Here is a 19,402-nt window from a genome sequence, read left to right on the forward strand (position 1 = left end):
CTTGACATCTGCGGGGCCTGCGCATGAGCGTGCAGACCCAGGTCGGCGTCGTCGCGGCAGAGGCGGCGAACGCCGACGAGCCCGCGGCCCCGGCCATCCGCCCGCCGCGCAAGCGCCGGCGCGCGTCGTTCACGATGTTCCTCTGCATCGTGCCCTTCCTCGTGCTCGTGTTCCTGTTCTCGTACTTCCCGCTGTACGGCTGGATCTACGCCCTGTACGACTACCGGCCGGCGCTGGGCCTCGCGGGCAGCGAGTTCGTCGGGCTCCAATGGTTCGAGCTCATGTTCAACTCGCCCGCCCAGGTCGCGCAGATCGGGCAGGTGCTGACGAACACGCTCGCCATGAGCGCGATCGGCATCGCGACGTCGATCCTCCCGGTGGCGTTCGCGATCTTCCTCAACGAGGTCAAGGCGCCGTGGTTCCGCAACACGGTGCAGACGCTCACGACGCTCCCGAACTTCATCTCCTGGGTGCTCGTGTACATGATCGCGTTCTCGCTGTTCTCGAGCACGGGCCTCGTCAACGACGTGCTGATCGACTCCGGCCTCATCACCGCGCCGGTGAAGTTCCTCGACTCCGGCGAGAACGTCTGGCTCACGATGACGCTGTGGAGCCTGTGGAAGGGCCTCGGCTGGGGCGCCATCATCTACCTCGCCGCCATCGCGGGCATCGATCCGGCGCTGTACGAGTCGGCGAAGCTCGACGGCGCCGGGCGGTTCCAGATCATGTGGCACATCACGCTGCCGCAGCTCATGCCGACCTTCGTCGTCCTGCTCATGCTGTCGATCGCCAACCTGCTCAACAACGGCATGGAGCAGTTCTACGTCTTCCAGAACGCGTTCAACCGCGAGCACATCGAGGTGCTCGACCTGTACGTCTACAACATCGGCTTGACGGGCAACAGCCTGTCGATGGCGACCGCCGTTGGCATGCTCAAGAGCCTCATCTCGGTCGTGCTCCTCTTCGCCGTCAACCTCATCGCGAAGCGCACGCGCGGCGCGTCGATCATCTGAGGCAGCCATGACCGTCACCGAGACCTCGACCCTCGTCACCTCCTCGCCGCGACGGAAGCCGCCGCGCTTCGGCCGCCGCTCGCCGGGCGACGTCGCCTTCCCGATCGCGAACTACGCGCTGTTCACGGTGTTCGCCCTGCTGTGCGCGTACCCCTTCTACTACCTGATCATCAACTCGATCAGCGCCAACGACGTCTCGGCGCTCGGCGACGTGCGGCTCTGGCCGGAGGGGCTCCACCTCGCGAACTACCTGCAGGTCTTCCAGCTCGACGGGTTGGCGAACGCGGCCGCCGTGTCGGTCGCGCGCACCGTGCTCGGCACCGTGGCGACCGTGCTCGCCTCGGCGTTCCTGGGCTTCATGTTCACGCAGGAGCGCATGTGGGCGCGCCGGTTCTGGTACCGGTTCACGATCATCACGATGTACTTCAGCGCCGGGCTCATCCCCGTGTTCATCATCATCAAGGCGCTCGGGCTGACGAACAACTTCTGGGTGTACGTGCTGCCGTTCATCGTGCAGCCGTTCAACATCATCCTCGCGAAGACCTACGTCGAGTCGATGCCGCAGACGCTGCAGGAGGCGGCCGAGGTCGACGGCGCCAACATCGTGCAGGTCTTCCTCAAGGTCTACCTGCCGAACATGACGCCCATCCTCGCCACCATCGCGATCTTCTCGGCGGTGGCGCAGTGGAACATGTTCCAGGACACGCTCATCTACATCACCGATCAGAGCCTCTACACGCTGCAGTACCAGCTGTACATGTTCATCAACCAGGCCTCGAGCCTGGCGCAGGCGGCGCAGAACGCCGGCGGGAACCTCGGTGCGATCGCCGCGGCCGCCACGGCGCAGACGCCGACCTCCATCCGCATGACGATCTCGGTGATCGTCGTGCTCCCCATCATCTTCATCTACCCGCTGTTCCAGCGGTTCTTCGTCAAGGGCATCATGCTCGGCGCCGTCAAGGGCTGACGGCCGGGCTCGAGAGAGAGGAAAGCACGTGAGCATCAAGAGGATGGCCGCGGCCGCCGCGGTGGGCGCGCTCGCCGTGGCGTCGCTGAGCGGCTGCTCGCTGATCACCGGCGATCAGCCGCAGCAGGCCGACGGCTCCACGGGGGCATCGGGGAGCTTCCCGGAGAGCTGGGACGAGACGATCACGATCGACGTCTTCGACGGCCTCGCGAACTACATGGGCGTGCAGAGCGGATGGTTCGCGAAGATCGTCAAGGACAAGTTCAACATGGAGCTCAACATCATCGCGCCCAATGTCGCCGGTGGCGGCGACACGCTCTACAACACCCGCGTCGCGGCGGGAGACCTCGGCGATCTCATCATCACCGACAAGGGGCAGAAGCTCGACGAGCTCATCGAGGGCGGGCTCGTGCTCGACTCGAGCGCCTACTACGACCAGATGGAGCACGCGCCGCGGTTCGACGCCGCCGTCGAGAAGCTCAACGAGGAGAAGGAGGGCGTCTACGCCTTCCCCACGAGCGTGTCCTCCATCAAGCCGACCGAGTCGTCGGAGGGGCTCGAGCCGACGTTCGGCCCCTATCTGCGCTGGGACTACTACGCCGAGCTCGGCTATCCCGAGGTGGGGACGCTCGAGGACCTGCTGCCCGTCCTCGCCGACATGCAGGAGGCCCATCCGACCGGTGACAACGGGCAGAAGGCCTACGCGCTGTCGCTGTTCAAGGACTGGGACGGCAATTTCATGAACAACGCCAAGCAGCCGGCGACGTTCTACGGCTTCGACGAGGTCGGGTTCGTGCTCGCCCAGGCCGACGGCTCGGAGTACCAGAGCATCATCGACCCCGACTCGGCGTACGTGCGCTCGCTGCGCTTCTTCTACGAGGCCAACCAGCTGGGTCTCGTCGACCCGGAGTCGACGACGCAGAACTACGACACCATGTTCACGAAGTACCAGAACGGCCAGGTGCTGTTCTCGTTCTGGCCGTGGCTCGGCCAGGCCGCCTACAACACCCCCGAGCACACCGCGGAGGGGCGGGGCTTCGGGATGGTCGACATGGCGGACCAGAGGATCTTCTCGTACGGCGCCGAGGTCTACGGCGCCAAGCAGGTGCTCGCGATCGGCGCGAACGCGGAGGACCCCGAGCGCATCGCCGCCTTCATCGACTGGCTGTACTCGCCCGAGGGGGCCTACGCGAACGGCAGCCAGACCGGCGCCGCCGCGGGGCCGCAGGGACTCAACTGGGAGATCGGCGACGACGGAGAGCCCGCGCTGACGGAGTTCGGCACCGAGGCTCTGCTGACGGGCGAGGCGACGGTGCCCGAGGAGTGGGGCGGCGGCGCCTACCGCGACGGCGTCTCGGCACTCAACGTGACGGTCGTGCTGCCCGCCGACGTCGACCCCGACACGGGCTACCCGTACAGCTACACGTTCTGGCCGAGCTTCCAGGAGACGCAGGCGAACCCCTTCACCGAGGACTGGTCCGCGCACATGGGCGGGGCGACGTCGACCATGGAGTTCCTCGAGGCGAACGACCAGATCACGGTCGCGCCGGGAGCGGGCTACACGGCGCCCGCCGACACATCGGAGATCGAGACGCTCCGCAACCAGATCAAGGCGTCGATCGTGCAGTACTCGTGGCAGCTCGTCTTCGCGGAAGACGACGCCCAGTTCGAGTCGCTGCTCGCCGAGATGAAGACGACGGCGGAGGGTCTCGGGTACGAGAAGGTCTACGACTTCGACCTCGAGAAGGCCGAGGCGCAGAACGAGGCGCGAGTGGAGGTCGCCGCCGAGTTCGGCTGAGTAGCGCCGTCCGCCGAGCCGCGGGCCCCGGGATCGCATCGGTCCCGGGGCCCGCGGCGTCGTGTCATCCGGCCCGGTGCTCGCTCGGGTCGCAGTTCGCGGCCGTTTGGGGGCTTTTGGGGGCGGGGAGTGCGACCTGGGGGAGAGGGGTGCTCGCTCGGGTCGCGGTTCGCGGCCGTTTGGGGGCTTTTGGGGGCGGGGAGTGCGACGTGGGGGAGAGGGGTTCTCGTCGGGGTCGCAGTTTGCGGCCGTATGGGGGCTGTTCGGGACGGGAAGTGCGACCTGGGGGAGAGGGAGGGGATCGGGTTCCGCCGGGCGGCGCCGGATCAGGCCGGGTCGGCGTGCCGTGCGAAGGCGCTGCGGAACGCGAACGCCGCGGCGTAGGCGCCGACGGAGAACCCGATCGTGCCGAGGATGACCGTGAACGGCGGCACGACGACGGCGAGGCTCGCGCAGGCGGCGGGGATGGCCACGAGGATGAGCGTGCGCGTCGGCTCCGCGAGCGGCAGCAGCATCGCGTTGCGCAGGGTGACCCGCACCGGCGCTCCGTAGCGGCCGACGAGCGCGAGCCCGTAGAGGAGAACGGCGACGAGGTACGCCGCCCCGAGCAGTGCCACCGCCCCCGCAATCGCGCCGACGATCGACTCCATGCCGAGCCAGAACACGCCGCTGAACACGAGCGCGGCCAGCGGCAGCCCGATCGCGAGGAGGACCGCCGTGCCGCGGGCGGCGTTCCGCACCAGCGCGGGGAAGAAGTCGGCGAGGGGCCGGCCCTGCTCGTCGTCGGAGTACCGCATCGTCACCTCGAACAGCGATGCCGTCGCCGTTCCGATCGTCACGACAGGCAGGCACACGACGAGGAAGGACACGTTGAGCGCCACGAAGGTGAGGAACGTCGACAGCCCCGACAGGGCGCGTCCCTCCGGGTCGATCCTCATCGGGCGCCATCGCTCGCGTGCATATGTCGAGACTATCGACCTATCGCCGCTGCGCTCGGGTTCCGCGGTTCTCCTCGTACACCCGTTCGGCGAAGTCGTCGAGCGCGGCCTCGCACGCGCGCAGGCGCGTCGCCGCCTCCTTGCCCTCATCGAGGGCGAGGACGTCGCGGCGCCGCAGATCGCGATGCCATCGCCGCAGCCGGTCGAGGCTGTGCTCCTCCTCGTCGAGCTCGGCGAACGTGAACTTCCGCTTCGCGATCTCGCGGGCGATCTCGTCCTCGAACTTCCCGCAGTCGGCTGTGAACTCCCGCCACTCCTCGATGCGCGCCTCCCGGAACGTCTCGACGACGAGCGTGCGCGCGGCCTCGTCCTGCGGGGTCACGGCGAACGACGCGACCGAGCCGCCGCCCGCCGCCGCGAGCTCGGATGCGCGGGCGAGCGCGGCGCGGAACGTGTCGGCGTCGGGCAGTGCCCACGTCCCCTGCGAGACGGGCACCGCGCCGACACGGCGGAGCTCCCGCCACACCGCGACGCGATGCCGTGACGGGTCGCTCGGCACCTGCACGACGGCGAGCAGCCATCCCGTGTCGTCGGCCATCCCTCGAGCGTAACGTGCGTGAGGGTGTAGCGCCTGTTACGGTCCAGACCGTGACAGAGATCCGCGGCATCGCACCGCTCTACCTCGCCGGGTTCACCACCGCGTTCGGAGCGCACGGTGTGGCGTCCGTCCTCGGCGGGGAGAGCGACGACATCGGCCTCTCGCTGCTCGGGCTCGGCCTCGCGCTCGCGCTGTACGACGTCGCCGAGGTCGTTCTCAAGCCGCTCTTCGGCGCCCTGAGCGACCGCATCGGCGCGAAGCCCGTCATCGTCGGCGGCCTCGCGGCGTTCGCGGCCGCCTCCCTGCTCGCGCTCCTCGACCCCACGCCGCTCGTGCTGGCGCTCGTGCGCCTCGGACAGGGCGCCGCCGCGGCGGCCTTCTCGCCCGCGTCCTCGTCGGCCGTCGCCCGGATGGCCGGCGCCGAACGGCTCGGCCGCTCGTTCGGGCGATACGGGGCATGGAAGAGCCTCGGCTACGTGGCAGGACCTCTCCTCGGCGTGCTCCTCGTGCAGGCCTTCGGGATGGCGGCGCTGTACCTGGCCCTCGGAGCGCTCGCCGCCGCGGCAGCCGTCTGGACCGTGCTCGCGATGCCGTCTCTGCCCGTGCTGCCGCGCACGCGCTCCACCCTCGCCGACCTCGTCCGGCAGACGACGGAACGCGGCTTCCTGCTCCCGACGCTCTCGCTCGCCACGACCACGGCCGTGCTCGGCGTCGCGGTGGGGTTCCTGCCGCTCCTCGCCTCGCGGCTGGGGATGGCCCCGCTCGCGGGGGCGGCGGCGGTCGCCGTCCTCGCGGTGGTGTCGACGGCCATCCAGCCCGCCGTCGGCCGCCGGCATGACGACGGCCGGCTGTCGACGCGCGCGGGGACCACGGCAGGGCTCGCGCTCGCCGCAGCGGCGCTCGCGCTCCTCGCCGTCGTGCCGCACGCCGTGACGCTGTTCGCGGCGGCCGCCGCATTCGGCGCGATGGCCGGGGTCGTGACCCCGCTCGCGTTCGCGCATCTCGCCGCGAACACGCCGGCCGAGCGGATGGGGCGCACGATGGGGAGTGCCGAGCTCGGACGGGAGGTGGGCGACGCGGGCGGACCGCTTCTCGTCGGAGCCCTCGCGACCGTGTGGACGCTGCCGGCCGCCCTCGCGGTGCTCGCCGGCGCGAGTGCTCTCGCGGCGATCGGCGGATGGTCGGGCTACCGGGAGAAGCCGGGGACGAGCACGGGAGTGCGGCGCCGGTAGTCGGCGTACTCCGGGTCGTCGCCCCACCGCGCCTCGGCGCGCTTCTCGAGCAGCGGGATCCCGCTCACCCGCGTGAGCAGGAGGACGACGAACACGGGCGACAGCAGCCCGATCCACTGCCATCCGGCGGCGACGGGGAGGGCGGCCAGCGCGATGCCGACCCAGACGAGGATCTCGCCGAGGTAGTTCGGGTGCCGCGACACCGACCACAGACCCGAGCGGATGAAGCGGCCCGCGTTCGCCGGATCGCGTCGGAAGGCCGCCTTCTGCGCGTCGGCCGTCGCCTCGACGGCGAACCCGACGAGCCAGACCGCGACGCCCGCGATGAGCCATCCGTCGACGACGTCGCCTCCTGCGCCGATGCCGATCCACGCCGCGGACGCGGTGACCGACACCCACAGCCCCTGCATCGTCCAGACGCGGAGGAAGCGCAGCGGCGAGGTCTTGATCTCGTCGAAGCGTCCGTCCGATCCGTCACGGCGCACCCGCGCGAAGAGGAACGCTCCGAGCCGGGCGGCCCAGACGACGACGAGCGCGGCGATGACGACGGCCCGCGTGTCGATGCCCGTGAGCAGGAGCACGACGATCGTCACGCCGATGAAGGTGAGGCTGCCCGTGAGGTCGAAGAAGCGTTCCGTCCGCAGCGCGGCCGCCGGGAGGAAGGCGGCGAACTGCACGGCGAACGCGAGGATGACGGCGAGGGCGAAGACAGGGAGGCCGCCGACGGACGGCCCGTCGACGCTGCCGGCGACGGCGAGGCCGGCGCCGAGCACGAGGGCGATGAGAACGGTGACGAGGGAGGCGCGCGAGGCGGAGGACATGATCGGCTCTCTCAGAGGTACAGGCGGTCGATGGTGTCGGACGCCCGCTGCAGCAGGGCGCGACGACGGATCTTCAGGGTCGGGGTGACGAGCTCGCGGTCGTCGGGCTCGGCGTAGGCGAGCGCGAATCGCCGCACCCGCTCGCTGCGCGCCACCCGGGCGTTCGCCGCAGCGACGACCGGCTCCACGAGGGCGCGGATCGCGGGATCGTCGTCGAGCGGGCGCGGGTCGCGCACGTCGTGCACGCGCGCGACCGCCTCGCGGTCGAGGAGCAGCATCGCGGTGAGGTACGGTCGGTCGTCCCCGATGGTCACGGCGTAGGCGACGAGCGGCGACGACTCCACCTCTCTCTCCCACCGCGCAGGCGACACGGTCTTCCCCTGCGACGTCGTCACGACGTCCTTCGTGCGGCCCTCCAGGATGAGCCGGCCGTCGTCGTCGAGGCGTCCGAGGTCGCCCGTGCGGAACCAGCCGTCGACGAAGGCGTCCGCGTCGTCGCGCGGATCGCGGTAACCCGAGAAGACGCCGACGCCGCGCGCCAGCACCTCTCCGTCATCGGCGATCCGCACGGCGGAGCCCGGCAGCGGCACGCCCACTGTTCCTGATCGGATGGCCCCCGGCAGGTTGCCCGTCAGCGGCGCCGTGGTCTCGGTCAGCCCGTAGCCCTCGACGACGGGCACGCCCATCCCCCGGAAGAGGAGCGATGTGCGCGTCGCGAGCGGCGCGCCGCCCGACAGGATGTAGCGGATGCGCCCGCCCAGCAGCGCGCGCACGCGGCGGAAGAAGAGCGCGTCGTGCACGCGCGTGCGGGCCGCTGCGATGGGCGCCCACGTGCCGCGGGCGCGCGCCTCCCTGGCCTCGCGTCGCGCGCCCGCCGCGACCGCCGTGCGCACGGCGTCGTCCCACACGCGCGCGAGGCCCGCCGTCGCCGCCTTCTGTGCCGCGGCCTCGGCGATCTTCTCGAGCACGCGCGGCACGACGACGAGGAACGTCGGCCGCAGCGTGGGCAGCGCGGCGATCACCTCGGAGGGGGCGGAGAGGTGCGCGATGCGCATCCCGCTCGCGAGGCAGATGAGCTGCAGCCCGCGGGCCAGGACGTGCGCGAGCGGGAGGAAGATGACGGTGCTGCCGTCGGGGCGGACGATCTCGCGGTAGGCGGCCGCGATGTTGAGCACCTGCCCCAGGAAGTTGGCGTGCGTGAGCACCGCTCCGCGCGGTGCGCCCGAGGTGCCGGACGTGTAGACGATCGTCGCAGGCGTATCGGGGCCCGCCGCTGTCCGGCGTGCCTCCAGGTCGAGGTCGTCGACATCCTCACCCGACGCGGCGAGGCGATGGAGGCCGTCGTCGAGCGACCACACGCCCCGCGGCGGTGCGCACGACTCCAGGAGCGCCCGGGAGCGGTCGTCGCCGCTGAACGCGGCGCGGACCCCGGCGTCGTGGAGGATCTCCGCCACCTGCTCGGGCGACGACGAGTCGTAGACGGGCACGACCACCCCGCCCGCGAACCACACGGCGAGGTCGGCGACCGCCCATCCGTAGCGGGTCGGCGACATGATCGCGACCGCGTCGCCTTCGCCGACGCCCTGCGCGATGAGGCCCTTGGCGACGGCCCGCACCGTGTCGGCGAACTCCGTGGTCGAGACGCGACGCCAGCCGCCATCCTCCGGCACGTCGAACGCGGCGTGATCCGGAGCGGCCCGTTCACGACGGACGAGGAGGTCGGTGACGTTGCGGTGCCCCGAGTGATCGGCGGCGAAGGGCGTGGCGGTCTCCCTCATCTGGACGGCGGGCTCCTCTGTCGGCGGTGGTGGGCGGCGGGTGCGCGGATGATCGCGCTCGAGTGATTCGGAACGCTCGAGAAAGCGGATGGGCCCCGACCCGTTCGGGGATCGGCTCAGCCCTTTCCGCCGTTGTTCCCGTTCCCGTTGTTCCCGTTCCCGTTGTTCCCGTTCCCGTTCCCGTTCCCGCCGTTCCCGTTCCCGGTGTTCCCGTTCCCGGTGTTCCCGCCGTTCGAGCCGTTGCCGTGGCCGGGATCGGCGGACGGCTCGGGCGCGGTGCTCGGGGCGACCTCCTCGACGACGGCGGGCGCCGTGCCGCCGCCGACGGCAGCACCGGGCGCGGAGGGCCCGGCGGCGGGTCCCGTGTCGCGCACGAGCATGCCCGCGTGGCGCGGCGCGGTCGCTGTCGGCGCCTCGCCGCCGGGCGAGACGCCGATGGCGGGCAGGATGACGCCGAAGGCGAGGAGGAGCGCGCACAGCGCGACGGCGACGACGGCTGCCGACAGCCGCGCGCGACGCCGTCGGGCGGGGCCGAGAGCGGCAGGCGGGGCGGCGACGGGCGCCGTGCTCCCGCTGTCGCTCGCCGCGCACGCGTCGACGGTATACGGCTCGGTGGGATGGTCGGCGATCGCGGCGGATGCCACGGCCATCCCTTCGTCGTCGTCGCGCAGGGCGCGGGCACGGAGCGCCACCTGCGCCGCCGTGGGGCGGGCGGCGGGGTCGTGAGCGGTCATCTCGATGAGCAGGGAGCGCCATCCGCCGCTCAGCCCCGCGGGGATGCGAGGCGTCGACGCGACACGCGACGCGAGCATCTCCTGCGGCGTGCCGCCGCCGAACGGATGGCGCCCCGACAGGCACTCCATGAGCATGAGCCCGAGCGCGTAGATGTCGGCGGGAGGGGCGGGCGCCTCCCCGCGGACCTGCTCCGGCGCGAGGTAGGCCGCGGTTCCGATCGTCGTGCCGGGTGTCGTCACGCGCGTGGAGTCGAGGAGGTACGCGATCCCGAAGTCGGCGAGCGTCGCCGATGCGGTTCCGCCGGGAAGGGCGGAGGGGCGCAACAGCACGTTCGACGGCTTCAGATCGCGATGGACGATGCCGGCCGCATGCACGACGGCGAGAGCGTCGGCCAGTGCCGCCGCCGTGTCGGAGATCTCGCGAGCGGGGATCGGGCCGTCGGCCATCCGCTCTCGCAGCGTCGGCCCGTCGATGAACTCCATCACGAGGTACGGATGGTCGTCGCCGTCGACGCGCGCGTCGTACAGCGTGACGAGAGAGGGGTGATTGAGGGAGGCGAGCAGGCGCGTCTCCGCGAACCGGCGCTGTCGCGACTGGTCGTCGTCGTCGACCACGGGGTGGAAGAGCTTGACGGCGACGTCGCGGTCGAGCAGGCGGTCGCGCGCCCGGTACACGGCGGCCATCCCGCCTGACCCCACGCGTGCACGCAGCTCGTAGCGGCCGTCAAGCGTCTCGCCTGTCTCCGGACCGGAGACGAGACCGGAGGCGGGCATCAGACGACGGCGTCTCCGTCGTCCGTCGTCCGGCGCGTCGTGATCTGCTCGCCGCTGGCGGGGTCGACCGAGGTGCGCGAGGTCGAGACGCTGCTGCGTCGGCGGAGGACGAGCACGAGGCTGATGAGGAACACGACGGCGCCGGCCGCCATGAGGATGTAGCCGATCAGCTGCAGGTCGATCGCGCCGCCCAGGTCGACGTTGATCGCGAACGCGATGATGGCGCCGATCGCGATGAGGGCGATACCGGTTCCGATGCCCATGGTCGTGCTCCTTCCGAAAGGGCCCGGCGCCGCATCCGCCTCGGGTCGGGGCGGTGCGCCGGACCCTCCACTTCTACTGAGGCCGCGCGCCCCGTGTCGCCCGCTTGACACGGGGAGCGCAGCCCGGTAGCCCGGCGCGGCTCTATGCCCGGATGACGCGCACGCGCTGCGCGATCGCGTCGAGTGCGCTGCTCTCTTCCGCGTCCGTCACGACGCCCGTGACGCCGGAGAGCGGCAGCACCTGGAACGGCGACGCCGCGCCGATCTTCTCCGAGCTCGCGAGCACGAAGGTCTCGGCGCTGCGCTGCGCGAACGTCCGCTTCACGACGGCCTCGTCGGAGTCGCCGGTCGTCAGGCCGAAGTCGGCGCTGACGCCGGTCACGCCCATGAGAAACAGATCGGCGTTGATCTGCGAGGCCGCCTCGACGGCGGCCGCGCCCGAGGCGACGGCCGAGTGCCGGAACAGGCGGCCGCCGATGAGCACGACCTCGACGCCCGTCTTCGGCAGGAGTTCGACGGCCACCGTGGGGCTGTGGGTCACGACCGTCGCGGCGAGGTCGTCGGGGAGCGACCTCGCCACGCGCAGCGCGGTCGTGCCGCCGTCGAGGACGAACGTCATGCCCGGGCGGATGAGCCCTGCAGCGGCCTCGGCGACGCGCGACTTGCCCGCGGTGTTGAGCGAACCGCGCTCCTCGTACGTCGCCTGCGCCGCCGGCACGGGGAGCGCTCCGCCATAGACCCGTCGGCAGAGCCCTGCGGCGGCGAGCTCGCGCAGGTCGCGTCGGATGGTGTCCTCCGAGACGCCCAGGGCACGTGCGGCCTCCTTCGCGAGCACCTTCCCGTCGGACGCGAGCGCGGAGAGCAGGTGCTCCTTGCGCTCCGCCGTCAGCGACCGCTCCTGTTCTTGCATGTTCTCATCCTACAACACGTGATAACGTGCACAACCATGCATAACTCGATGTTGATTCTCATCGCCGGACCGTATCGCTCGGGCACGGGCGACGACCCGCGGCTGATGGCCGACAACCTGCGCCGGCTCGAAGCGGCCGCGTGGCCGATCTTTCGGGCCGGGCACATCCCGATGATCGGAGAATGGGTCGCCCTCCCCGTGCTCGTGAGTGCGGGAAGCGGCGTGTTCGAGCCGCTCGCCGACGAGGTCATGTACCCGACCGCACACCGGCTGCTGCAGCGCGCGGATGCCGTGCTGCGGCTGCCGGGGGAATCGCAGGGCGCCGATCAGGATGTCGCGATCGCGCGCGAGCGGGGTCTGCCCGTCTACCTCGATCTTGCCGAGATTCCGGGCGTCGTCGTCTGAACGAACGGCCGCTTCCTGCACGTTTCTGCACGAAGCAGCCGCGCCACTCCCGTCATATCGCGCGATCGGCTCGTCAGCGGCCTCCGCCGGCGCGATCTGCGCGATGCGGGTGCGGAGAGAGCGCCGGGTGCGGAAGAGCTGGCATCGCCACACTCACGGGACGGGAGCCGTCTCGCCCGTCGCCCTCCCCCTGTCGTCGAGGAGATGACCGAGGTGCTTCGGGGTGCGCAGCACGACGGACCGGTCGGCGATCGCGACGCCGGGCAGCCGCTCCTCCATGACCGCCTCGAGCCGGCCGACGTCCTGCAGCGTCCGCAGCCATACGGCGAGGATCACGTTGTACTCGCCCACGGTCGTGACGACGAGCCGCACCTCGTCCATGCGACCGAGCTGCGGGCCGACCCGCGCCACCATCGCGGCGGGTACGCGGAGGAAGTACCACGCGTAGATCGGCCACGGCGTGTGCGTCCGCGCGACGTCGACGCGGATGACGAGCCGCCCCGAGGCGCGCAGCCCCGCGATCGCGTCGCGCACGCGCCGAGGCGCGACGCCGAGGCGTGCAGCCAGCTCGGTCGTGCCGATCCGCCCGTCGGCCGCGAGCGCCGTCGACAGGGCGCGGCGCTGTGCGGGAGTGAATCGCACGGGCGCCGTCGCCTCGGGGCGGTCGGCCGCCTCCGCGCGCGCGGCCTCGTCCTTCGAGAGGGCCCGCAGACGCCAGTTGCGGGCATCCGTCACGACCTCGGACACGAGATGCGTGCGCATGGAGCGGATGCCGCCCACGCCGCGGATGCGCTCGAGCGTCCAGGTCGCGAGCGTCGCGCTGTCGGCGGTGCCGAGCGTGATGAGGATGTCGCGCCCTCCCGCCGTCAGGTCGATCGTGAACGCCTCAGGATCGCGCGCGAGCTCGGCGGCGACCGCGAGCGTCTCGCCCGGGCTGCACTCGATCTCGATGAGCGCGACCATGGCGCTCTCGGACAGTCCGTAGCCCGTGACGTACACGAGGCCCTCGCCGCGCAGCCGCGCCCATCGCCGCGAGAGCGTGACCGGGTCGGCTCCCACGATGGGCGCGAGCGCGGTCCAGGGGGCGCGCGGCGCGATCTGGACGGCATGGATGAGGCGCTGATCGACGTCGTCGAGGCCGCTTTCCTGCATCGAAGTCTCACTCTCGTCGGATTTCCTGCATCCCGGTCGCGGGGATGTCGCGTCTTCCTAAAGTCTCTCCGACCCGAACACATCGTCCAAGGAGACACCATGGCCGTCGTCGCACCGCCTGGCACCGCCGCCCCCGCCCGCACCGCCCTCCGGGGTGTCGTGGGGTTCCTCGTCGTCATGGAGCTCGGCTCCGGAATGCTGCAGGGGTGGTACCCCGTGCTGCTCTCCGCCATCGGCGCGGAGTTCGGCGTCGGCGCGGCCGCGCTCAACTGGGTCAGCGCCGGATACATGCTCGCCACGGTCGTGTGCGTGCCGATCATCGCGAAGCTCGGCGACCGATACGGGCACAAGCGGATGCTCGCCATCGCCGCCGCCCTCGTGGCCCTCGGGTCGATCGTCGTCGCGATCGCGCCGAACTTCGCCGTCCTCCTGCTCGGGCGGGCGCTGCAGGCGCCGCTGGCCGCGTTCCTGCCCCTCGAGTTCGCGATCGTGCGCGACCGCGATCCGAAGTCCGCCGGGCGATCGATCGGGAAGCTCGTCGGCGCGCTCACGTTCGGCGCCGCCCTCGGATCCCTGGGCTCCGGCCTCCTGTTCGCCGCCGTCGGCGATCTCCGCACCGTGCTGTGGATGCCCGCGATCTTCCTCCTGATCTGCGTGCCCGTGGTCGTCTTCCTCGTCCCGGAGTCGGCCGTCCGGGCACGAGGGCGCATCGACTGGATCGGCGCCTCGCTGCTCGGCGTGGGCCTGCTCGCGGCGCTCGGCGGCGTGTCCAACGCCACGACCTGGGGATGGGGCAACCCCCTCACCTGGCTCGCCATCCTGGGCGGCGTCGCCCTGCTCGCCTGCTGGGTCGCCGTCGAGAAGCGCGTCGCGCATCCGCTCGTGGACGTGCACCTGCTCGTGCGCGGCGGCATCGGCCTGCCCATCGTCATCGCGTTCCTCTTCGGCGCGCAGCTCTTCGGCAGCCAGACCGCCACGACCGTCTTCGTGCTCGGCGACCCCGCCGTCCTCGGCTTCGGGCTGGGCCTCAGCTCGGCGGTCGTCGGCATCGTCTCGCTCGTCGCCGCGCTCTCCGCCTTCGTCGCCTCCCTGCTCGGCGACCGTCTGGCCACCCGGATCGGGGCGAGAGGCGCCATCGTCATGGGGGGAGCGCTCATCGCCGCGAGCTACGCGGTGTTCCTCGTCGCCTCCTCGTCCACCGCGGCCGTCATCGCCGCCATGGTGGTCGGCGGGCTCGGCAACGGCGTGCTCATCTCGGTGCTGCCGACGATCGTCGTGAACCGTGCGCCCGCCGACTCCGTCGGGATCGCCTCGGCGCTCTACAACACCTCACGCACCGCGGCGGGCGCGGTGGCGGGCGCCGTGTTCGCCCTCGTCATGGGCAGCTTCGTCATGACGGTCGGGGCGGGCGACGCCGCCGTCACGACGACCGCCTTCGGCGGGTACGTCGCCGTCTGGGCGATCGGCGCCGCGATCGGCGTCGCCATCTCCGCGCTCGCCCCCTTCCTCCGCGCGGCCCCGGCCGCCGCAACCGTCACCACCCCCGCAGGAGAGACCGCATGACCACCGCCGCCCCCGCATCCGACGTCCGCATCGACCTCGCGACCGCGAAGGACCGCGTCGCCCGGACCATCCGCGAATGGGAGCAGCGGCTCACGGACATCAGCCACGAGATCCACGCGCACCCCGAGACGGCGTTCGCCGAGCACCGCGCCGCAGAGATCGTCGCGGCCGCGCTGCGCTCCGCGGGGTTCGACGCGACGGTCGGCGCGTTCGGCCTCGACACCGCCATCGAGGCCACGTTCGGCACGGGCGACTTCACGGTCGCCGTGTGCGCCGAATACGATGCGCTTCCGGGTATCGGCCATGCGTGCGGGCACAACATCATCGCCGCGGCGGGCCTCGGCGCCGCCATCGGGCTCTCCTCGATCGCCGATGAGGCCGGCCTGACCGTGAAGCTGCTCGGCACACCCGCCGAGGAGCACGGCGGCGGCAAGGTGCTCATGCTCGAGGCGGGGGCGTGGGAGGACGCGACGATCTCGCTCATGGTGCACGGTGCGCCCGGTGTCGACGTCGCGTGCGACAGCTTCGCATCGCAGGCCGTCGACCGCTTCGAGGTCGTCTACACGGGGCGCCCCGCCCATGCGGCGGCCGCCCCGCACCTCGGGGTCAACGCGCTCGATGCCGCCACGATCGCCCTCACCTCCATCGGACTGCTGCGTCAGCAGCTGCCGGGAACGGTGCGCACCGCGGCCGTCGTGACGGAAGGCGGCGACGTGACGAACATCATCCCTGCGCGCACCGTCGTGCAGGCCGAGGTGCGGTCGTTCGACCTCGACGAGCTGCGCGACGCCAAGCGCCGCGTGCTCGCGTGCTTCGAGGCCGGTGCGCTGGCATCGGGGTGTGCATGGGAGCAGCGGCGCACCGAGCCGCGCTACGACCCGCTGGTGCAGGAGCCGCTCCTCGCGAGGGAGTGGAACGACGCGCTCGCCGAGCTCGGCCGGCCGACGATCCCGTTCGCGGGCGGCGCCGGCGGGTCGACCGACATGGGCAACGTCTCGCAGGTCGTGCCGTCGATCCACCCCGGCATCGCCGTGCACGGTTCGACGTCCGCGCCGCACACGCTCGGATTCGCCTCCGACGCCGCGGCGCCCGAGGGAGACAGGGCGGCGATCGACGGCGCACGGGGCCTCGCCTGGGCCGCGGCCGCTGCGGCGCTGACCCCCGCGTCACGCGACGACCTGCTCGAGCGCCAGGCGGCGCGCCCCGTCGGAGCCACGATGCGGCCGCAGGACGACGAGTGACGGCGCGCACGCAGGAGCGCCGAGGCGTGTACGTCTCGGCGCTCGAGCTCTTCTCGATCGGCATCGGGCCGTCGTCGTCGCACACCGTCGGCCCCATGCGCGCGGGAGCCGACTTCGCGCGGCGCGTGCTCGCCGCCCTGCCCGAGGCGCCCACGCGCATCAGTGCCGTGCTCTGCGGATCGCTCGCGGCGACGGGGCTCGGACACGGAACACCCGACGCCGTCGTCGCAGGTCTCGCGGGCCTCGCCCCCGAGACCTGCGACCCCGCTGACGTCCGGGGCGCCTGGTCGGGCCATCCCGCAGGCACCCCGCTTCTGCTCGGAGGGACGACCCCCGTGCCGTTCGACAGCGCCGACGTCGTCTTCGAGCCGTTCGCCCGGCGGCTCGGGCACCCCAACACGCTCGTGCTGCGAGCGTGGGCGGATGGCCCCGACCCCGTCGTCGAGGAGACGTACCTCTCGATCGGCGGCGGCTTCATCCGTCGCGAGGGCGAGGGCGAGGTCGCCGCGGAGGCGGACGCGCCCGCGCGCGGGCCCGTCTATGCGACGGCGGCCGAACTTCTCGCCCTCTGCGTCGACGGCCGCTCCATCGCCGACGTCGCGTGGCAGGCCGAGACCGCGGCGCGCCCGGCCGCCGAGGTCGAGGAGGGTCTCGACGCCGTCTGGTCGGCCATGCGCACGTGCGTCGAGAGCGGGCTGAGCGCGGAGGGCGTGCTCCCCGGCGGGCTCGGCGTCCGGCGGCGCGCCTCGGCGATGCGGGCCCGCCTCGAGGAGTCTGAGGCGGCCGGGCGTCGTGTCGAGGGGGAATGGCTGCAGGCCTTCGCGCTCGCCGTCAACGAGGAGAACGCCGCGGGCGGGCGCGTCGTGACCGCGCCCACGAACGGGGCCGCCGGCATCCTGCCCGCCGTCCTGCACCACTACGCGCGCTTCGAACCCGATGCGTCGCCCGAGGGCATCCGGCGCTTCCTCCTCACCGCGGCGGCGATCGGGTCGCTCATCAAGGCGAACGCCTCGATCTCGGGTGCCGAGGGCGGCTGCCAGGCCGAGGTCGGCTCGGCGTGCGCCATGGCGGCGGCCGGTCTGTGCGCCGTGCTCGGCGGCACGTCTGCGCAGGTCGAGAATGCCGCCGAGATCGCCATCGAGCATCATCTCGGACTCACCTGCGATCCCATCGCCGGCCTCGTCCAGATCCCGTGCATCGAACGCAACGCGATCGCCGCGACGACCGCCGTGACGGCCGCGCGCCTCGCTCTCCACGGCGACGGCTCGCACATCGTCTCACTCGACGCCGTCGTCGAGACGATGCGGCAGACGGGCGCCGACATGAGCGAGAAGTACAAGGAGACGAGCCGCGGCGGCCTCGCGGTCAACGTCGTCGAGTGCTGAGCACGCGCTCAGTCGTCGATCGTCGACGGCGGCGTGCCGAGCGCGGCGAGCTCGGGCCAGAAGTCCTCGGGCACGGCCGTGCGGTACAGCGCCACGAGCTCGTCGATGCGCTCGACGCGGCCGACGCCGACGACCGTGGAATGGACCCCCGGGTGCCGCAGCGAGAAGTGCAGGGCGACCGCCGCGAGGGGGAGAGCCCATTCCGCGCAGAGCTCACGCAGCCGCGACACCCAGGCGAGCAGCTCGGCCGGGGCCTCGCGGTAGGCGTACGACGTGCCCGTACCCGCCAGAAGCCCGCCGCCGAAGGGCGCGGCGTTGAAGACGCCCATGCCCCGCTCGCCGGCTTCGGCGATGAGCGCCTCGGCGCTGCGGTCGACGAGCGTGCACCGGTTGTGGGTGAGCACGGCGTCGAACGCGCCCGTGCGCACGTACGCGGTCTCGAGGCTGAGCTCGCCCACCGCGATGCCGATCGCGCCGACGAGTCCCTGCTCACGCAGCTCGATCATCCCCTGCACGGCCCCGCCGGGCGCCGTGGCCTCCTCGAACGTCACCGCCCACGGGTCGTGCAGGTGGAGGAGGGGCAGCCGCTCGACGCCGAGCTTCGCGGTGCTCTCCTCGAACGAGCGCCAGACGCGGTCGCGGTCGAACCTGCCGTCGGCGCCCACGTCGGCCTTCGTGACGACGGCATGGCCCTCCGCGACGCCGCCGCGGGCGCGCAGGGCCGCGCCGAGCGCCGACTCGCTCGCCCCGTCGGCGTAGTTGTTCGAGGTGTCGACGACGGCGAACGGGCTCGCGAGCATGGCCTCGGCGAGCTCCAGCGGATCGGCCGGCGAGCGCTCCGGGTTGCCGAGCGACGACGCGCCCAGCGTGATGGGGCTCACCTCCAGCCCCGTGCGGGCGAGCGGACGCGGGTCGATCAGCGCGGTCATCGGGCCTCCATCGTTCTCGGACGTCCCTCCATCCTGCCCTGCGACACGCGATGTTCACACGAACCGGGGGGAACGAAACCCGGCGGAAACATCCGGCCCGTCCGCGGGAAACGCGGCGGCGGAATACTGGGCGCACCCGACGCTCGTCCTGCGTCCACCCAGAGAGGCTCTCTTCCCCGATGGATCAAGGAAACACAGCTTTCATCCTGATCGCCGCAGCGCTCGTGCTGCTGATGACGCCCGGCCTGGCGTTCTTCTACGGCGGTCTCGTCAAGGCCAAGAGCGTCATCAGCATGATGATGCTCAGCTTCGGCGCCATGGGGCTCATCGGCGTCCTGTGGGTGCTCTACGGCTACGCGATCGCCTTCCCCGCCGCGGAGGGCACGGTCGCGCCGTGGAACATCGACTGGACGGCGCTCGGCCTCACCAGCCTGCTCGAGACGCCTGAGGACGCGGCCTTCCCGCCGCTCGCCTTCGTCGCGTTCCAGGCCACGTTCGCCATCATCACCGTCGCGCTCGTGTCCGGCGCCATCGCCGACCGGGCCAAGTTCGGCTCGTGGATGCTCTTCGCCGGTCTGTGGGCCACGATCGTCTACTTCCCGGTCGCGAGCTGGGTGTTCAACTTCGGCCTCGCCGAGGACGGCTCGTTCGCGTACGGCGGATGGATCACCCACGGTCTGCAGGACGTCTTCGGCGTCGGCGCGATCGACTTCGCGGGCGGCACCGCCGTGCACATCAACGCCGGTGCGGCGGCCCTCGCCCTCGCCCTCGTCCTCGGCAAGCGCGTCGGCTTCCAGAAGGGCGTCCACGTGCCCCACAACCCGCCGTTCGTGCTGCTGGGTGCGGGTCTGCTGTGGTTCGGGTGGTTCGGGTTCAACGCGGGCTCCGAGCTCGCCGCCGA

General features: G+C 71.8%; 18 protein-coding genes. 9 read left to right on the forward strand and 9 right to left on the reverse strand.

Annotated elements, in window-relative coordinates:
* Window positions 1-23: 23 nt before the first annotated feature.
* From ACWGPF_RS13775 to ACWGPF_RS13785, 3 genes are read left to right on the forward strand one after another with little or no spacing between them, the layout of a single operon-like run.
* Entirely contained in the window at window positions 24-1,013 is a 990-nt protein-coding gene (locus tag ACWGPF_RS13775; RefSeq protein ID WP_452333335.1) for an ABC transporter permease, read from the forward strand.
* A gap of 7 nt (window positions 1,014-1,020) precedes the next feature.
* A complete protein-coding gene (locus ACWGPF_RS13780) occupies window positions 1,021-1,980 on the forward strand; it encodes a carbohydrate ABC transporter permease (RefSeq protein ID WP_345438592.1) in 960 nt (319 codons plus the stop codon).
* A gap of 28 nt (window positions 1,981-2,008) precedes the next feature.
* A complete protein-coding gene (locus ACWGPF_RS13785; protein ID WP_452333336.1) occupies window positions 2,009-3,778 on the forward strand; it encodes an ABC transporter substrate-binding protein in 1,770 nt (589 codons plus the stop codon).
* A gap of 326 nt (window positions 3,779-4,104) precedes the next feature.
* Here ACWGPF_RS13785 and ACWGPF_RS13790 read toward each other — a convergent pair whose 3' ends face one another.
* Window positions 4,105-4,716, reverse strand: coding sequence for a DUF624 domain-containing protein (locus tag ACWGPF_RS13790; RefSeq protein ID WP_452333337.1), 612 nt, complete (start codon window positions 4,714-4,716; stop codon window positions 4,105-4,107).
* Between the two features lie 40 nt (window positions 4,717-4,756).
* Window positions 4,757-5,314 carry a Chromate resistance protein ChrB gene (locus ACWGPF_RS13795; RefSeq protein ID WP_452333338.1) on the reverse strand — a complete coding sequence of 186 codons (558 nt, stop codon included), beginning with the start codon at window positions 5,312-5,314 and terminating at the stop codon, window positions 4,757-4,759.
* 50 nt (window positions 5,315-5,364) lie between these two features.
* On the opposite strand from ACWGPF_RS13795, the gene ACWGPF_RS13800 reads away from it, so the two are divergent.
* Entirely contained in the window at window positions 5,365-6,546 is a 1,182-nt protein-coding gene (locus tag ACWGPF_RS13800) for an MFS transporter (RefSeq protein ID WP_452333339.1), read from the forward strand.
* Here ACWGPF_RS13800 and ACWGPF_RS13805 read toward each other — a convergent pair.
* The 5 genes from ACWGPF_RS13805 to ACWGPF_RS13825 form a co-directional block, all read right to left on the reverse strand.
* Window positions 6,501-7,367: a DUF1295 domain-containing protein gene (locus ACWGPF_RS13805; protein WP_452333340.1), complete on the reverse strand. Its 867-nt coding sequence runs from the start codon at window positions 7,365-7,367 to the stop codon at window positions 6,501-6,503. The genes ACWGPF_RS13800 and ACWGPF_RS13805 overlap by 46 nt on opposite strands.
* Window positions 7,368-7,378: 11 nt before the next feature.
* Window positions 7,379-9,145 carry an AMP-dependent synthetase/ligase gene (locus ACWGPF_RS13810; protein WP_452333341.1) on the reverse strand — a complete coding sequence of 589 codons (1,767 nt, stop codon included), beginning with the start codon at window positions 9,143-9,145 and terminating at the stop codon, window positions 7,379-7,381.
* A 116-nt stretch (window positions 9,146-9,261) separates the two neighbouring features.
* Window positions 9,262-10,653 carry a serine/threonine-protein kinase gene (locus ACWGPF_RS13815; protein WP_452333342.1) on the reverse strand — a complete coding sequence of 464 codons (1,392 nt, stop codon included), beginning with the start codon at window positions 10,651-10,653 and terminating at the stop codon, window positions 9,262-9,264.
* Window positions 10,653-10,916, reverse strand: a complete 264-nt coding sequence (locus tag ACWGPF_RS13820; RefSeq protein WP_345438607.1) for a DUF6458 family protein — start codon at window positions 10,914-10,916, stop codon at window positions 10,653-10,655. The genes ACWGPF_RS13815 and ACWGPF_RS13820 overlap by 1 nt, the downstream gene beginning before the upstream one ends.
* Window positions 10,917-11,058: 142 nt before the next feature.
* The gene (locus tag ACWGPF_RS13825) at window positions 11,059-11,826 is read right to left on the reverse strand and encodes a DeoR/GlpR family DNA-binding transcription regulator (RefSeq protein WP_452333343.1); all 768 of its coding nucleotides are present in this window, start codon (window positions 11,824-11,826) and stop codon (window positions 11,059-11,061) included.
* Window positions 11,827-11,874: 48 nt separating this feature from the next.
* On the opposite strand from ACWGPF_RS13825, the gene ACWGPF_RS13830 reads away from it, so the two are divergent.
* Window positions 11,875-12,231, forward strand: a complete 357-nt coding sequence (locus ACWGPF_RS13830) for a DUF4406 domain-containing protein (RefSeq protein WP_452333344.1) — start codon at window positions 11,875-11,877, stop codon at window positions 12,229-12,231.
* Window positions 12,232-12,384: 153 nt separating this feature from the next.
* On the opposite strand, the gene ACWGPF_RS13835 is transcribed toward ACWGPF_RS13830, so the two are convergent.
* Complete coding sequence (locus ACWGPF_RS13835; RefSeq protein WP_452333345.1) at window positions 12,385-13,383, reverse strand: Lrp/AsnC family transcriptional regulator; 999 nt, start codon at window positions 13,381-13,383, stop codon at window positions 12,385-12,387.
* Window positions 13,384-13,482: 99 nt separating this feature from the next.
* On the opposite strand from ACWGPF_RS13835, the gene ACWGPF_RS13840 reads away from it, so the two are divergent.
* From ACWGPF_RS13840 to ACWGPF_RS13850, 3 genes are read left to right on the forward strand one after another with little or no spacing between them, the layout of a single operon-like run.
* Entirely contained in the window at window positions 13,483-14,946 is a 1,464-nt protein-coding gene (locus ACWGPF_RS13840; RefSeq protein ID WP_452333346.1) for an MFS transporter, read from the forward strand.
* Window positions 14,943-16,187, forward strand: a complete 1,245-nt coding sequence (locus ACWGPF_RS13845) for a M20 family metallopeptidase (protein WP_452333347.1) — start codon at window positions 14,943-14,945, stop codon at window positions 16,185-16,187. Before ACWGPF_RS13840 ends, ACWGPF_RS13845 begins: the two co-directional genes overlap by 4 nt.
* Window positions 16,184-17,572: an L-serine ammonia-lyase gene (locus tag ACWGPF_RS13850; RefSeq protein ID WP_452333348.1), complete on the forward strand. Its 1,389-nt coding sequence runs from the start codon at window positions 16,184-16,186 to the stop codon at window positions 17,570-17,572. Before ACWGPF_RS13845 ends, ACWGPF_RS13850 begins: the two co-directional genes overlap by 4 nt.
* 8 nt (window positions 17,573-17,580) lie before the next feature.
* Here the strand turns inward: ACWGPF_RS13850 and ACWGPF_RS13855 are convergent, their stop codons facing one another.
* Complete coding sequence (locus ACWGPF_RS13855) at window positions 17,581-18,501, reverse strand: aldo/keto reductase (RefSeq protein ID WP_452333349.1); 921 nt, start codon at window positions 18,499-18,501, stop codon at window positions 17,581-17,583.
* 179 nt (window positions 18,502-18,680) lie between these two features.
* Here ACWGPF_RS13855 and ACWGPF_RS13860 point away from each other — a divergent pair.
* Window positions 18,681-19,402: ammonium transporter (locus ACWGPF_RS13860; RefSeq protein ID WP_452333350.1), on the forward strand; the 722-nt coding region annotated here is incomplete at its 3' end.

Source organism: Microbacterium sp. NPDC055683 (genome assembly GCF_053617895.1).

Excerpts from the sequence above, each read along its gene's own strand:
- ACWGPF_RS13780 (WP_345438592.1), top strand. The coding sequence starts at position 1,021 with ATGACCGTCACCGAGACCTCGACCCTCGTCACCTCCTCGCCGCGACGG.
- ACWGPF_RS13790 (WP_452333337.1), bottom strand. The coding sequence starts at position 4,716 with ATGAGGATCGACCCGGAGGGACGCGCCCTGTCGGGGCTGTCGACGTTC.
- ACWGPF_RS13855 (WP_452333349.1), bottom strand. The coding sequence starts at position 18,501 with ATGACCGCGCTGATCGACCCGCGTCCGCTCGCCCGCACGGGGCTGGAG.
- ACWGPF_RS13830 (WP_452333344.1), top strand. The coding sequence starts at position 11,875 with ATGTTGATTCTCATCGCCGGACCGTATCGCTCGGGCACGGGCGACGAC.
- ACWGPF_RS13775 (WP_452333335.1), top strand. The coding sequence starts at position 24 with ATGAGCGTGCAGACCCAGGTCGGCGTCGTCGCGGCAGAGGCGGCGAAC.
- ACWGPF_RS13795 (WP_452333338.1), bottom strand. The coding sequence starts at position 5,314 with ATGGCCGACGACACGGGATGGCTGCTCGCCGTCGTGCAGGTGCCGAGC.
- ACWGPF_RS13810 (WP_452333341.1), bottom strand. The coding sequence starts at position 9,145 with ATGAGGGAGACCGCCACGCCCTTCGCCGCCGATCACTCGGGGCACCGC.
- ACWGPF_RS13845 (WP_452333347.1), top strand. The coding sequence starts at position 14,943 with ATGACCACCGCCGCCCCCGCATCCGACGTCCGCATCGACCTCGCGACC.
- ACWGPF_RS13805 (WP_452333340.1), bottom strand. The coding sequence starts at position 7,367 with ATGTCCTCCGCCTCGCGCGCCTCCCTCGTCACCGTTCTCATCGCCCTC.
- ACWGPF_RS13835 (WP_452333345.1), bottom strand. The coding sequence starts at position 13,383 with ATGCAGGAAAGCGGCCTCGACGACGTCGATCAGCGCCTCATCCATGCC.
- ACWGPF_RS13825 (WP_452333343.1), bottom strand. The coding sequence starts at position 11,826 with ATGCAAGAACAGGAGCGGTCGCTGACGGCGGAGCGCAAGGAGCACCTG.
- ACWGPF_RS13840 (WP_452333346.1), top strand. The coding sequence starts at position 13,483 with ATGGCCGTCGTCGCACCGCCTGGCACCGCCGCCCCCGCCCGCACCGCC.
- ACWGPF_RS13815 (WP_452333342.1), bottom strand. The coding sequence starts at position 10,653 with ATGCCCGCCTCCGGTCTCGTCTCCGGTCCGGAGACAGGCGAGACGCTT.
- ACWGPF_RS13820 (WP_345438607.1), bottom strand. The coding sequence starts at position 10,916 with ATGGGCATCGGAACCGGTATCGCCCTCATCGCGATCGGCGCCATCATC.